The following is a 13,252-nucleotide window of genomic DNA, read 5'->3' on the forward strand; positions in this document are numbered from 1 at the left end:
ATCTCCCGGTCCGCCGCGTGCGAGCGCCCGCTTCAGATCTTGTTTTCGGCGTCGTCGGCGAGCTCCTCCATCCGCTTGCCGACGCGGCCGGCGGGCGAGAACTCGTCTTCGCTCATCGCGTTCGCTAAGGCGTTACCGAGGACGAACACGGCGTGTTTGTGCTCGCTCTTCGACTTGTGGACGTGAGAGGGGTCGACGTCGAGTTCGTCGTAGGGGTCGAAGAGCGACCCGTCCACCGTCTCCTGCGCGCGGAAGTGCTCCATGATCGTCACCATCTGTTCGTGGAGTTCGAGCAGTTCGTCCTTGTGCATACCCTCGGATACGGTCTGTAGGCCCTTTAAGCGTTGTTGAGGCCGGTACGCACGGTTCCGTGCGGTCGCTGACCTCGGCGGAAGTAGTGTGGTCGGAGACGACTGGTCAGAAGACGTACTCGTCTTCGTGGCCCATCATCCCCTCGTCCTCGAACCCGTTGGAGTCGTCGTCGTCTCTGGGGCCGCTCGTCTTGTACGCCTTGATGCCCGTCGATAGCAGTTCCTCGACCGCCTCCTCCCGGTTGAGGAACTCACCCTCCTCGACCATCTGGGCGATCTGCATCTCCAGATGCTCCGGCACCGTTATCTTCACTCGTGGCATTTGCTGTCCGGGTCTTGTGGGATGGCGCATATAAAAGTGGCGTCGCAGATCCGCGTAACTGAAAAATCAAAACCGATCTCGAAAATTCTCTTTTTGATCGATGAAACACCTGTTTCAACATTTTGAACGCGCCGACGCCGTTCGCGGGAGCCGAGGGCTCGCCCGCGATCCCTCTCTCGGGAGCGACATTCATACGTCGGTCCGGGCCGTACCGGAGTCCATGACACCATCCCGTGCCGACTCCGTGGAGGACCTCACGGACCTCTACCGCGAGTACGGCGACGACCGGCTCCCGCCGGGCCAACGCGAGACCGACGGCTTCCCCGTCCTCTCGAAGAGCGGGACCCCCTCGTGGGACCCGGAGACGTTCGAACTCGAGGTGTGGGGCGCGGTCGAGGAGCCGCTCTCCCTCTCGCTCGACGAGTTCCGCGACCTCCCGAGCGTCACCCAGCGGCAGGACTTCCACTGCGTGACGGGGTGGAGCAGGTTCGACTGCGAGTTCACGGGCGTCGCCTTCGCGGAGTTGGCCGAACGCGCCGGCGTGACCGACGACGCCGAACACGTCATGTTCCACGCGCTCGACGGCTACACGACCGACCTCCCGCTCGACGAGTGCGGGAAGCCGGGCGTCCAGCTGACGTACGGCTTCGACGGCGACGACCTGCCGGCCGACCACGGCGGCCCGATCCGCGTCGTCACGCCGCACAAGTACGCGTACAAGGGCGCGAAGTGGGTCTCCGGCGTCGAGTTCCTCACGGAGAAGGAGCTCGGGTACTGGGAGAAGCGGGGGTACAGCGACACCGCGAACCCCTGGAACGAGGAGCGCTACAGCTGACGCCCGTCGCTTCTCGCTCGACCGTTCTCCCGTCGCTCGGATTCACCCCGTCAACCCGCCTCGATAGTCAGGGTAAAGGGTCCCCGTCCCCGACACGTAACGCATGGAACAGGCGCGCTCGCGGTCGTCGCCGCCGCTGGTCAGCCGGACCACGGAGATCGACGAGCCGGCGTTCGCGGCGGCGTTCGACGCGCTCTCGTCGCCGCGCACGACCTGGAGCGCGCCCGACGACGCGCTGGTGCTCGGCGGCGGCGCGGCCGCGACGCTGACCGCATCCGGGACCGACCGGTTCGCCGCGATCCGCGAGGCGACGACCGAGCTGTTCGAGGCCGGCGACGTCCACGCCGGGACCGAGGCGGCCCGCCCCCGCGTCTTCGGCGGGTTCGCCTTCCACGAGGGGGCCTGCGACGGCGACCCGTGGAAGCCCTTCTCCGAGGCCCGGTTCGTGCTGCCGCGGGTCCAGCTGACGGTCGCGGACGACGGCGGCGCGTGGCTGACGGTCAACGCGGTCGGCGACGACGCCGACGTCTCCGCCGTCGAGGACCGGCTGGCGCGCGAGGTCGACCGCTTCGCGGCGCTCGACGCGGCCGACCCCGCAGACCCCCCCACCGACCGCGCCGCTCGCAGCCCTCGACCGGGGATCCGCGAGAGCCGTCGGACGACGAGCCGCGCGGCGTGGCGCGAGAGCGTCGCCGCCGCGGTCGACCGGATCCGCGACGGCGACCTCCGGAAGGTGGTGCTCGCGCAGGCGCTGGAGGCCGACCTCGCGGCCGACTTCCCGCGGGCGGCCACGCTCGAACGGCTCGCGGAGAAGTACCCCGACTGCCACCGCTACTGGTTCGAACCGGCCGGCGGCGAGAGCGCCTTCTTCGGTGCCACGCCCGAGCGACTGGTCTCGCTGCGCGGTCGGACTGTCGAGACCGACGCCCTCGCCGGGACGACCGGGCGCGGCGAGACGCCGGCCGAGGACGAGTGGCTCGCACAGGAGCTGCTCGACGACGAGAAGAACGTCCACGAACACGAGCTGGTCGCGGAGACCGTCCGCGATCAGCTGGAGCCGTTCGCGGCCTCCGTCTCCGCGGGCGAGCGTCGCGTCCGCCGGCTCGCGACCGTCCAGCACCTCCACACGCCGATCACCGCCGAACTCGACGCGGACCGTCACGTGCTGGACCTCGTCGAGGCGCTCCACCCGACGCCCGCGGTCGGCGGACTGCCGCCGGACCGCGCGCTGGAGACGATCCGCGAGACGGAGCCGTTCGACCGCGGCTGGTACGCCGCTCCGGTCGGCTGGATCGACGCCGCGGGCAACGGCGCGTTCGCGGTCGCGATCCGCTCGGCCGTCGCGAGCCGGCGGCGCGCCACGCTGTTCGCGGGCGTCGGCATCGTCTCCGACTCCGACCCCGACCGCGAGTGGGACGAGGTCCAGCTGAAGTACCGACCGATACTCGACGAGTTAGAGGCCGACGCGAGCGACTCGCCGGATCGATAACCGCTCTCCCTACTGGAACATCTTCAGCGGCTCGGCCTGCGTGCTCTCCTCCGTCGCCGCCCGCATCTGCTCGGCGAGCTGCTGTTTCGCCTCCCGGATCTCGGTCGCCTGCTCGACGAGGCCGTCGGTCGGCGTCTCGATTCCAGCGACTGGATCGATCCCGCCGCGGATGAGCGCCCGCGCCGCCTCCGGGTCGGGGAACTTCGGATCGGACTCGACGACCAGCCCGACCGCGTCGCGGCCGTCCTCCAGCGCGGCCGCCAGCATCGCGCCCGTCGGCCCCGAGACGAGCCCGGACTCGGGCGGCTCCGCCACCTCGGCGCGCGCGAGCGCCTCGCTGCCGTCGCCGGTCGCGATCCCGTACAGATCCGGCGGCGATTCGCCCTTCTCTCGACCGAGCCCCGACAGGAACACCGGGAACAGGTCGACCTCGTCGAACCACGAGCCGAGACACGCCGCCACCTCCGTCGCCGCGCCCGGCTTCACCGGCACGTCGCTGCGGAGCGCGACGAGGTCGTTCTCGGGGTCGGCGTACAGCCGAACCGGCGTCGTCGCGGCCGTCTCGCCCTCGTGATACACCGCAACCGGCGGGAGGCCGTCGCAGTGGACGTTCGCGTAGTGGGTCATCTCGTGGACGTCGATCAGGTGGTCGGTCGCGATCTTGCCGACGAGCCCGACACCGGGGAACCCCTCGATCAGCGTCGGTTCCTCCAGCGAGACGTCGTCGACGACGGAGATGCGCGTCATGCGCGAGGGTACGACTGGCACGGACCTAAAGGTGCGGCGCGCGTCGGGGGCGGTGTTCAGATAAGGATTGAAAGGTGAGGCGGTACGTTTTCAAAGTGGTCTATGCCCGAAAACGACCGCCTCAACGGCTGTTTAGACGAGATTGACTTAGACTTTGTGGAGCGAGAAGCAACACCGAAGTTGTTGATGAAGCTCAGTATTCAGATCCATCTTGCTGGATTATCGCTTTCGAATACTGTTTCGTTTCTTGAGGTATTCGGTGTTGATCGGGCTCGATCCACGGTTCATAACTGGGTCCACAAGGCTGATCTACAGCCAGAATCTGGTCGGAACCCGAATCACGTTGCGGTTGATGAAACGGTGATTCAGCTTGACGATAAGCAATATTGGCTGTACGCTGCCGTCGATCCAGACTCAAACGATTTACTTCACACAAGGCTTGAGCCGACAAGAACGAACGTGATCGCAGATCAATTTTTTGCGGAACTCCGCGAAAAACACGACGTGGATGATGCGATCTTTCTCGTTGATGGTGCGGTTCCACTTCACCGAGCATGTGAAAAACATGGCCTCGATTTCAGATACGAACGACATGGAAATCGAAACAGCGTTGAACGTGTCTTTCGTGAGGTAAAACGCAGAACTACCAGTTTCTCAAACTGTTTCAGCAATGCCGAAGCAGAAACTGCTAACGAGTGGCTGAGACCGTTCGCTTTCGCATGGAATCAACTTATCTGAACACTACCGCGTCGGGCGCGGGGTCGGGTCCGAGCCCGGGCCGGCCGCCCGCGTCCCGAAACCGTCTAACGGCCCGGCGCGAAAGGGAGGCCAATGAATCCGCTCGACCGATACGAGTCGCTCGTCGACGACGTCGACGCGTTCCGGGCGGCGTGCGACCGTCCGCTCCCCTCGGTCGTGCGCACGAACGAGATCGCGGCGACGCCGGCCCGCGTCCGCGAGGCGTTCGACGAGGCGGGCGTCGCCTACGAGGCCGTCGACTGGCACGACGGGCTCTTCCGGCTCCCGGACGGGAACCCCGGCGGCAACTGGCCGTACGTCCACGGCTGGACGCACGGACAGGAGGAGGTGTCCGCGCTGCCCGGACTCGCGCTGGACCCCCGCCCGGGCGAGCGCGTCTGGGACGCCTGCGCGGCTCCCGGCAGCAAGACGACGCAGATCGCGGACGCGATGGACGACGAGGGGACCGTCGTCGCCAACGACAACAACCTCGGCCGCCTCTCCGCGCTCCGGCACAACGCGGAGCGGCTCGGGATCACGAACGCCGTCGTCACGAACCAGGACGCTAGGAACTTCTCTCTGAAGCCGCTGGCATTCGACGAGTTCGACCGCGCGCTGGTCGACGCCCCCTGCTCGTGTGAGGGCACCTGCCGCAAGAACCCGGACGTCTTAGACGAGTGGACGCTCGACCACGTCCACGCGGTCGCGGGGATCCAGAAGGGCGTGCTGGCCCGCGCCGTTCAGGCGACCCGTCCCGGCGGGGTCGTCGTCTACTCCACCTGTACGTTCGCCCCGGAGGAGAACGAGGCGGTCCTCGACCACGTCCTCGCGAGCGAGGACTGCGAACTCGTCAAGTTCGACCTCCCGGTCGAGACGGACCCCGGCGTCACCGAATGGGACGGTGAGACGTACGACGAGTCGGTGACGCGCGCGAAGCGCATCTACCCGCACCGCAACGACACGGGCGGGTTCTTCTGCGCGAAGCTCCGCGTCGGCGGCGAAGACGACGACGGGCGGACCGACCGCGCGGCGGCCGACGACGAGGGGGTGGCCGCATGAGCGACGATACGAGTTCCGACGACGCCCCGACCAACGACGGCCAGCGGTTTGACCGGTTGCCGGCGACGCCCGACGAGCGCGAGGTCGAGGGGCGCGCGAGCCGCGCCGAAGTGCTCGACTGGTGGCACGAGCGGTTCGGGATCGAGCCGGCGATCTTCGAGGGGTACAGCTTCTGGGAGAAGGGCGCGGGGAAGGTCTGGATCTTCAACGGCGAGGCGACCGACCCGAGCGAGGTCGAGGCGATCGGAATGACCTTTCTCCGCACGCGACAGGAGCACTGGAAGCCGACCGGCCGCGCGGTCTCGCGGTTCGGCCGTCACGCGACGAAGAATGTCATCGAGCTGGACCCCCGACAGGCGTCGCGGTTCGCGGCCGGCGAGGACCAGGACCTCCCCGAGTGGGACGGCGACTGGGGATACCTGATCGCGACCCACGAGGTCGCCGGCGAGTCGGTCCCGATCGGGGTCGGGCTGTACCTCTACGACGAGCTGCGGTCGGTGGTGCCGAAGGGGAGCCGGGCGGACCTGCCGGTCGTTGAGTAGCCCCGGGACGGGGACTCACTCCGCCTTCGCCCGCACCGTCCCGCCGCCGAGTCCCTCCCACTCGACCCGGAACCCGAGCCGCGAGAGCGCGGCGCTGGCGTCGTCGAGGCCGTGTTCGTCGAGGACCGCCTCGGCCGCCGACAGCGACATCCCCGGCTCGATCCTCTCGCCTATCGCCTCCAACACCGCGGGCCGCACGAGCGTACGGCCGACCCGCTCGTGGTCGGGGAACGACACCCCTTCGACCGCCTCGACGCCCACGCCGCGCTCGGCGGCCAGTTCGGCCAGCCCGATCGCGTCGGCGTCGGGGACGAGTTCGTCGGGGAGTTCGGCGGCCGCGTCGGCGACGAACTCGGCCTCGTACTCGCGGAGCACGTCGACCACGTCCTTCACGCGCACCGTCCCGGAGTAGGTGACGACGCGGTGGTCGCGGGCGGCTATCTCCTCGCCGACGCCGAGGCTCTCGTCGACGGCGACGAGCAGGTCCACGTCCTCCACGTCGGCGAGCTGGCCGAGCTTCTTCTCGACGTACTCGGGGGTCCAGAACCCCATCACCTCGAAGAACAGGCGGAAGTCGGCGTGGTCGTAGTCGAACGCGAAGTCCGGGATCATCACGCTCGCGCCGGTCTCTAACGGCTCCGGCTCGCGGACGAGCGCCCAGTCGAGGTCGAGGCCGCGGACGCGCCCGGCGAAGTCGGCCTCGACCCCGCTGTCGAACGTCGGCTCCGCGACCGGTTCCACGTCGGGCACGGTCACGTCGCCGTCCGAGAGTCGCATCGTGCGCTCGCGGCCGCGGTCGTCGATCGTCGCCTCCAGCGACCACTCCGCCGACTCGGCGACGGTCCGGAGGAGGCGAGCGAACGCCGTGCCGTAGCGTCTCGTGCGCGAGAACAGCGCGTCGGGACCGGTGACGACCAGCTCTCGCCCCTCCGGCGTCTTCTCTACCTCGTACATCAGCCGCAGCCGCTTCACCGCCGAGACGAGCCGCTTCGGGTCGTTCGACCTGACCCTGACCTCGGTGGCGTCGAACAGCGCGGTCTGGGCCAGCGAGAGGTCGTACTGCTCCAGCAGGTCGTCCGGGTCCCAGCGCACGTCGGCGTCGACGAGAATCTGATTCACGTCGCGGTCGGCGTACAGCGACGCCTCCACGTCCGCCGGCTCGACTCCCAGCGCGTCGGCCGCGCGGTCGACCGCGGTCTCCCGCTCCGCCTCGCTTGCGACGCCGACCGCCTCCGCGGCCTCGAACGCGGCCCGACGGACGCGACGCGGCGGGACCGGCGCGCGCGTCTCGAACTCGCACTCGCGCTCGACGAGCGCCGCGAGCCCACGGACGAGCTTGAAATCGCCGTTGCGGGCCGCGGCGTCGGCCTCTAGGTCCGCCAGCGCGTCGTCGAGGCCGCCGCGGCGCTCGCCGACGTGCGACTCGAACGTCCCGAGGACCCGCGCCGCGAGCGGGCGGTGTTCCCGGGTCGCGAACCGCGGGCGGTAGCCGCCGCCCGCCCGGGAGACGCGCAGGAGGTCCTTCCGTAACACGTTCGCGCGGTACGGTCCGGCCGACCTAAAACGAGCGGATCCGCGCGGTCGCCTCTCCCGGTCGCCGAGCGGCCTCAGTCGTCCGCTCGTTCCGGTTCCGGGGTGAACGTGACTCCTCCGATCTCGATCTCGTCCGGGACGCGGTCGGTGTCGTGAGTACCGACCGGGGGGACGTTCACCGCCGCGGCGGCGGACGCGTCGAGGTCGGTCTCGCCGTCGATGTCGGACATCTCCCCGTCCGCGTCCCGCGCGTCCTGATCGATACGCATCGAGCAGAACTCCGCGCCGCACATCGAGCAGAACCGGGCCTCCTTGTAGTTGTCTCCGGGGAGCGTCTGATCGTGGTAGTTCCGCGCGCGCTCCGGGTCGAGCGCGAAGTCGAACTGCCGCGTCCAGTCGAACTCGTAGCGCGCCTCGGAGAGGGCGTCGTCCCAGTCGCGCGCGCCCGGAAGCCCGTTGGCCACGTCGGCGGCGTGAGCCGCGATCCGGTACGCCGCCAGCCCGTCTCGCACGTCCTCCGCGTCAGGGAGTCCGAGGTGTTCTTTCGGCGTGACGTAACACAGCATCGCCGCGCCCGCACGCGCCGCCTCCGTCGCGCCGATCGCGCTCGTGATGTGGTCGTAGCCGGGGGCGATATCGGTCACGAGGGGTCCGAGGACGTAGAAGGGCGCGCCGTCGCACACCTCTTGCTGCCGGTCGACGTTGTCGGCGATCTCGTCCATCGGGACGTGACCGGGACCCTCCACCATCACCTGAACGCCGCGGTCCCGCGCGGCTCGGGTGAGCTCGCCGAGGGTGTCGAGCTCAGCGAACTGCGCCTCGTCGCTCGCGTCGGCGAGGCACCCGGGACGGAGGCCGTCCCCCAGCGAGACCGTCACGTCGTGTTCCGCGAAGATCTCGCAGATCTCCTCGAACCTCGTGTACAGGGGGTTCTGCGCACCGTTCTCCTCGATCCACTGGGCGAGGATCGACCCGCCCCGCGAGACGATCCCGGTCTTCCGACCGTCGGTCAGCGGGAGGTGTTCCAGCAACACGCCCGCGTGGATCGTCATGTAATCGACGCCCTGCTCCGCCTGCTTCTCGATCACGTCGAGCAGGAGTTCGTGCGTGATCTCCTCCGGACTCCCCGCCCGCTTCACCGCCTCGTATATCGGGACCGTTCCGACCGGGACCGGCGAATACGCGACGTTCGCCTCGCGGGTCTCGTCCAGCCGATCGCCCGTCGAGAGGTCCATCACGGTGTCGGCCCCGTAGTGGACGGCGGCGTGGAGCTTCCGCAGCTCCGCGTCGAGGTCGCTCGTCGACTCGCTGTTGCCGATGTTGGCGTTGACCTTCGTCGAGAACTCCCCGCCGATGACCATCGGATCGAGCGAGTCGTGACCGCGGTTGTTCGGAATCACCGCACGCCCCGCCGCGACCTGCTCCCGGACGAACGCCGCCTCGCAGTTCTCGCGCTCCGCGACGCGCTCCATCGCCGGCGTGATCTCCCCGTCTCGGGCCAGTTTGATCTGTGTTGCGGCCATTAATCACTCGGTTATACCACTAGCTAATATACTCTTCGGTGGTCCCGCCGCCGCCCGATCGGAACGGGGTGCGACACGCTTAACCCCGAAACCCGTCGATCGGAGGGTAATGAGTACAGACGCGGCGGACGACGCGGACGCCGAGAACGCGACGGGCGACGGCGGCTCCGGAGGCGGCGAGTCCGAGGCGTTCGTCCGCACCTGCGAACACCTCGTCGAGCGCATCCTCGCGGGCGAGATCGAGCGCGACGACCTCGAACGCGCCAAGCTCGACGCCTGCTCGGAGTTCTCCTCGCCGAAGGTGCCGAAGAACACCGAGATCCTCGATCACGCCCCCGCGGAACACCGCGACGACGTGATCGAGGTCGTCCAGCGCAAGCCCGTCCGGACCGCCTCCGGCGTCTCGCCGGTCGCGATCATGACCTCGCCGAAGCTGTGCCCGCACGGGAAGTGCCTCTACTGCCCCGGCGGGCCGGCCTCCGAGTTCTCCTCCGCGCAGTCGTACACGGGTCACGAGCCGGCCGCGGCCCGCGGCGAGCAGAACGACTACGACCCGTACGGGCAGGTCACCCTCCGGCTCGAACAGCTCCGCAAGATCGGCCACCCGGTCGACAAGGTGGAGCTCATCCTGATGGGCGGGACGATGACCGCGCGCTCGCACGACTATCAGGAGTGGTTCGTGAAGCGCGCCCTCCAGGCGATGAACGACTACGACCTCGACGCGGAGCCGGAGCCGGCCGAGGGCGAGTCGTTCGCGCCCGCCCCCGAGGAGACCGAGTTCGAGTACCTCGAAGACGTGATCGCGGAAAACGAGACGAACGCGATCCGCAACATCGGTACGACCTTCGAGACGAAGCCGGACTGGTGCGACCCGGAACAGATCGACCGCATGCTCGATCTGGGCGGGACGAAAGTCGAGGTCGGCGTCCAGACCACCTACGAGCGGATCAACCGCGAGATGCACCGCGGGCACGGCAACGAGGCGAGCCGGAACGCCAACCGTCGCCTGCGCGACGCGGCGTTCAAGGTCGGCTTCCACATGATGCCGGGCCAGCCGGGGATGACCCGCGAGATGTGCATCGAGGACTTCCGCCAGCTATTCGAGAACCCCGACTGGCGGCCGGACTACCTGAAGATCTACCCCACGCTGGTCGTCGAGGGCACGCGCGTGTACGACCGCTGGCGGCGCGAGGACTTCGACCCGCTCACGAGCGAGGAGGCGGCCGACGTCGTCGCCGAGGTGATGGACCTGATCCCGAAGTACACCCGGCTCCAGCGCGTCCAGCGCGACATCCCCGCGGACTTCATCGACGCCGGCGTCCAGAAGTCGAACCTCCGGCAGCTGGCGGCTCAGCGCGCCGAGGAGAAGGGGATCGTTCAGCGGGACATCCGCGCCCGCGAGGTGGGACACAACGACGCCGACCCGGACCCCGACGACGTCGAACTCTCGGTCACCACCTACGAGGCGGGCGGCGGCACGGAGCACTTCGTCGCCTTCGAGGACCCCGTCCGCGACCTCCTCGTCGGGTTCTGCCGGCTGCGGTTCCCCTCGTTCGCGCCCGACCAGCCCGGCGCGCCGGGCACCGAGGGCGACCCGATCCGCCCCGAACTCGAAGACGCCGCGCTGGTGCGCGAACTCCACGTGTACGGCACCGAGGTCGGCATCGGCGGCGACGGCGACTGGCAGCATCAGGGGTACGGCACCCGGCTGCTCGAACGCGCCGAGGAGCTGGCCCGCGAGGCCGGCTACCGGAAGATAGCGGTCATCTCCGGCATCGGCGCGCGCGAGTACTACCGAGAGAAGCTCGGCTACCGGCAGGACGGGCCGTACGTGTCGAAGCGGTTCTGATCGACCGAACGGAGACGCTCCGAACCGCCCCCACAACGACACGCCTTTTCAGGGCCGACCCTCACGTTGCGGTATGGACCAGAAGCGGGAGCTGTCGAGCATCGACCTCGCCGCGCTCGTCACCGAGCTCAACCGGTACGAGGGCGCGAAGGTCGACAAGGCGTACCTCTACGACGACGACCTGCTCCGGCTGAAGCTCCGCGACTTCGACCGCGGCCGCGTCGAGCTCATGATCGAGGTGGGCGACGTGAAGCGCGCGCACGCCGCCGACCCCGACCACGTCGCCGACGCCCCCGGCCGCCCGCCGAACTTCGCGAAGATGCTGCGGAACCGCATGTCCGGCGCGGACTTCGCGGGCGTCGAACAGTACGAGTTCGACCGCATCCTCACCTTCGAGTTCGAGCGCGAGGACCAGAACACGACGCTCGTCGCCGAGCTGTTCGGACAGGGGAACGTCGCCGCGCTCGACGAGACGGGCGAGGTGGTGGGGTCGCTGTCCACCGTCCGGCTCAAGTCCCGCACGGTCGCGCCCGGCTCGCAGTACGAGTACCCCGGCTCCCGGCTCGACCCGCTCGACGTGAGCCGCGGCGGGTTCGAGCGACACATGCGCGAGTCGGACAGCGACGTGGTGCGGACGCTCGCCACGCAGCTGAACCTCGGCGGGCTGTACGCGGAGGAGGTGTGTACCCGCGCCGGCGTCGAGAAGGAGACGCCCATCGAGGAGGCGACCGACGACCAGCTCCGGGCGCTCCACGACGCGCTCTCCCGGATCGGCGAGCGGCTTCGGTCGGGGGACATCGACCCCCGCGTGTACGAGGAGTCGATCGACGGCGACGGGAACGCCGACGACGACGCCGACCCCCGCGTCGTCGACGTGACGCCCTTCCCGCTCGCGGAACACGAGGACCTCCCGAGCGTCGGGTTCGACTCCTTCAACGCGGCCGTCGACGAATACTTCTACCGGCTCGGGAGCGAGGACGCCGAGGCGGGCGACGCGCCCGCCGACGCGAGCGCCTCGCGCCCGGACTTCGAGGGAGAGATCGCCAAACAGCAGCGGATCATCGAACAACAGGAGGGGGCGATCGAGGGGTTCGAGGAGCAGGCGCAGGCGGAGCGGGAGCGCGCCGAGCTACTGTACGCGAACTACGACCTCGTCGACGAGGTGCTCTCGACGGTGCGGGAGGCCCGCGAGAGCGAGGTGCCGTGGGACGAAATCGAGGAGACGCTCGACGCCGGCGCGGAGCGCGGCATCCCGGCCGCGGAGGCCGTCGTCGACGTCGACGGCGGCGAGGGGACGGTGACGGTCGAACTCGCCGACGAGAGCGGCGACGATGCCGACGACGAGGGCGGCGCGAACGGGGGGACGACCCGGATCGAACTCGACGCGAGCGAGGGCGTGGAGGTCAACGCCGACCGGCTCTATCAGGAGGCGAAACGCGTCGAGGAGAAGAAGGAGGGCGCGATGGCGGCGATCGAGTCGACCCGCGAGGAGCTGGAGGCCGTCAAGGAGCGCAAAGCCGAGTGGGAGGAACAGCAGGCGGCCAACGACGGAAGCGGCCAGGGCGACGACGGCGACGACGGGGCGGACGACGAGGAGGAGTACGAGACCGACTGGCTCTCGCGCGCCTCGATTCCCATCCGGAGCCCCGACAACTGGTACGACCGCTTCCGGTGGTTCCACACCTCGACGGGCTACCTCGTCATCGGCGGCCGCAACGCCGACCAGAACGAGGAGCTGGTGAAGAAGTACATGAGCAAACACGACCGGTTCTTCCACACGCAGGCCCACGGCGGCCCGGTGACGATCCTGAAGGCCTCCGGGCCCTCCGAGTCGGCCGACCCGGTCGACTTCTCCGAGGAGACGCTGCGGGAGGCCGCGCAGTTCGCCGTCTCCTACTCGTCTGACTGGAAGGACGGCCGCGGCGCGGGCGACGCGTACATGGTCGACCCCGATCAGGTGTCGAAGACGCCCGAGAGCGGCGAGTACATCGAGAAGGGGAGCTTCGTGATCCGCGGCGACCGCACGTACTTCGAGGACGTGCCCTGTCGGATCGCCGTCGGCGTCCAGTGCGAGCCGGTCACCCGCGCGATCGGCGGGCCGCCCTCGGCGATCGTCGACCGCGCCGCCGCGCACGTCACCTTCGAGCCGGGGATGTACGCGCAAAACGACGCCGCGATGATGGCCTACCGCGACCTGAAAGAGCGGTTCACCGACCAGTCGTTCGTGCGGAAGGTGGCGAGCGCCGACCGGCTTCAGGAGTTCCTCCCGCCGGGCGGCTCCGACATCGTGGACTGAGGCGCGGT

Annotated in this window: 12 protein-coding genes; 7 read left to right on the top strand and 5 right to left on the bottom strand. The window is 68.9% G+C overall.

All coding sequences use genetic code 11. The annotated features are described in order from the left end of the window. Nucleotides 1-32: 32 nt before the first annotated feature. Nucleotides 33-311, bottom strand: a complete 279-nt coding sequence (locus NAF06_RS12250) for a UPF0058 family protein (RefSeq protein WP_008580735.1) — start codon at nucleotides 309-311, stop codon at nucleotides 33-35. A 106-nt stretch (nucleotides 312-417) separates the two neighbouring features. Next, the gene (locus NAF06_RS12255; RefSeq protein ID WP_004598554.1) at nucleotides 418-633 is read right to left on the bottom strand and encodes a ribbon-helix-helix domain-containing protein; all 216 of its coding nucleotides are present in this window, start codon (nucleotides 631-633) and stop codon (nucleotides 418-420) included. A 220-nt stretch (nucleotides 634-853) separates the two neighbouring features. On the opposite strand from NAF06_RS12255, the gene NAF06_RS12260 reads away from it, so the two are divergent. After that, nucleotides 854-1,468 (top strand): molybdopterin-dependent oxidoreductase, encoded by a 615-nt coding sequence (locus tag NAF06_RS12260; protein ID WP_049908506.1) that lies wholly within the window; start codon nucleotides 854-856, stop codon nucleotides 1,466-1,468. Nucleotides 1,469-1,571: 103 nt separating this feature from the next. Next, the gene (locus tag NAF06_RS12265; protein ID WP_008580740.1) at nucleotides 1,572-2,957 is read left to right on the top strand and encodes an isochorismate synthase; all 1,386 of its coding nucleotides are present in this window, start codon (nucleotides 1,572-1,574) and stop codon (nucleotides 2,955-2,957) included. Between the two features lie 9 nt (nucleotides 2,958-2,966). On the opposite strand, the gene NAF06_RS12270 is transcribed toward NAF06_RS12265, so the two are convergent. Beyond that, nucleotides 2,967-3,704 (bottom strand): proteasome assembly chaperone family protein, encoded by a 738-nt coding sequence (locus NAF06_RS12270; protein ID WP_008580742.1) that lies wholly within the window; start codon nucleotides 3,702-3,704, stop codon nucleotides 2,967-2,969. Between the two features lie 102 nt (nucleotides 3,705-3,806). Between NAF06_RS12270 and NAF06_RS12275 the strand changes: the two genes are divergently transcribed. From NAF06_RS12275 to NAF06_RS12285, 3 genes are all read left to right on the top strand, one after another. Beyond that, the gene (locus NAF06_RS12275; protein WP_077152406.1) at nucleotides 3,807-4,442 is read left to right on the top strand and encodes an IS6 family transposase; all 636 of its coding nucleotides are present in this window, start codon (nucleotides 3,807-3,809) and stop codon (nucleotides 4,440-4,442) included. Between the two features lie 93 nt (nucleotides 4,443-4,535). Next, nucleotides 4,536-5,501 carry an RsmB/NOP family class I SAM-dependent RNA methyltransferase gene (locus tag NAF06_RS12280; RefSeq protein ID WP_008580746.1) on the top strand — a complete coding sequence of 322 codons (966 nt, stop codon included), beginning with the start codon at nucleotides 4,536-4,538 and terminating at the stop codon, nucleotides 5,499-5,501. Beyond that, entirely contained in the window at nucleotides 5,498-6,043 is a 546-nt protein-coding gene (locus NAF06_RS12285) for a DUF7122 family protein (protein ID WP_008580748.1), read from the top strand. Before NAF06_RS12280 ends, NAF06_RS12285 begins: the two co-directional genes overlap by 4 nt. A 15-nt stretch (nucleotides 6,044-6,058) precedes the next feature. On the opposite strand, the gene NAF06_RS12290 is transcribed toward NAF06_RS12285, so the two are convergent. Next, nucleotides 6,059-7,576 carry a DUF790 family protein gene (locus NAF06_RS12290; RefSeq protein ID WP_008580751.1) on the bottom strand — a complete coding sequence of 506 codons (1,518 nt, stop codon included), beginning with the start codon at nucleotides 7,574-7,576 and terminating at the stop codon, nucleotides 6,059-6,061. 74 nt (nucleotides 7,577-7,650) lie between these two features. Beyond that, nucleotides 7,651-9,048 (bottom strand): phosphomethylpyrimidine synthase ThiC, encoded by a 1,398-nt coding sequence (gene thiC, locus NAF06_RS12295; RefSeq protein ID WP_239638681.1) that lies wholly within the window; start codon nucleotides 9,046-9,048, stop codon nucleotides 7,651-7,653. A gap of 160 nt (nucleotides 9,049-9,208) precedes the next feature. Here thiC and NAF06_RS12300 point away from each other — a divergent pair, with 160 nt between their 5' ends. Continuing rightward, nucleotides 9,209-10,948, top strand: coding sequence for a tRNA uridine(34) 5-carboxymethylaminomethyl modification radical SAM/GNAT enzyme Elp3 (locus NAF06_RS12300; protein WP_008580755.1), 1,740 nt, complete (start codon nucleotides 9,209-9,211; stop codon nucleotides 10,946-10,948). 73 nt (nucleotides 10,949-11,021) lie between these two features. Then, nucleotides 11,022-13,244, top strand: a complete 2,223-nt coding sequence (gene rqcH / locus NAF06_RS12305) for a ribosome rescue protein RqcH (RefSeq protein WP_008580757.1) — start codon at nucleotides 11,022-11,024, stop codon at nucleotides 13,242-13,244. The last annotated feature ends 8 nt before the right edge of the window (nucleotides 13,245-13,252 follow it).

The organism is Halorubrum hochsteinianum (assembly GCF_023702125.1).
GTDB classification, from domain to species: domain Archaea; phylum Halobacteriota; class Halobacteria; order Halobacteriales; family Haloferacaceae; genus Halorubrum; species Halorubrum hochsteinianum.

Bases quoted from the DNA above. Each gene is read 5' to 3' on its own strand.
- NAF06_RS12275 (WP_077152406.1), top strand. From the start codon at position 3,807: ATGCCCGAAAACGACCGCCTCAACGGCTGTTTAGACGAGATTGACTTA.
- NAF06_RS12255 (WP_004598554.1), bottom strand. From the start codon at position 633: ATGCCACGAGTGAAGATAACGGTGCCGGAGCATCTGGAGATGCAGATC.
- NAF06_RS12285 (WP_008580748.1), top strand. From the start codon at position 5,498: ATGAGCGACGATACGAGTTCCGACGACGCCCCGACCAACGACGGCCAG.
- rqcH (WP_008580757.1), top strand. From the start codon at position 11,022: ATGGACCAGAAGCGGGAGCTGTCGAGCATCGACCTCGCCGCGCTCGTC.
- NAF06_RS12280 (WP_008580746.1), top strand. From the start codon at position 4,536: ATGAATCCGCTCGACCGATACGAGTCGCTCGTCGACGACGTCGACGCG.
- NAF06_RS12260 (WP_049908506.1), top strand. From the start codon at position 854: ATGACACCATCCCGTGCCGACTCCGTGGAGGACCTCACGGACCTCTAC.
- NAF06_RS12300 (WP_008580755.1), top strand. From the start codon at position 9,209: ATGAGTACAGACGCGGCGGACGACGCGGACGCCGAGAACGCGACGGGC.
- NAF06_RS12265 (WP_008580740.1), top strand. From the start codon at position 1,572: ATGGAACAGGCGCGCTCGCGGTCGTCGCCGCCGCTGGTCAGCCGGACC.
- NAF06_RS12250 (WP_008580735.1), bottom strand. From the start codon at position 311: ATGCACAAGGACGAACTGCTCGAACTCCACGAACAGATGGTGACGATC.
- NAF06_RS12270 (WP_008580742.1), bottom strand. From the start codon at position 3,704: ATGACGCGCATCTCCGTCGTCGACGACGTCTCGCTGGAGGAACCGACG.
- thiC (WP_239638681.1), bottom strand. From the start codon at position 9,048: ATGGAGCGCGTCGCGGAGCGCGAGAACTGCGAGGCGGCGTTCGTCCGG.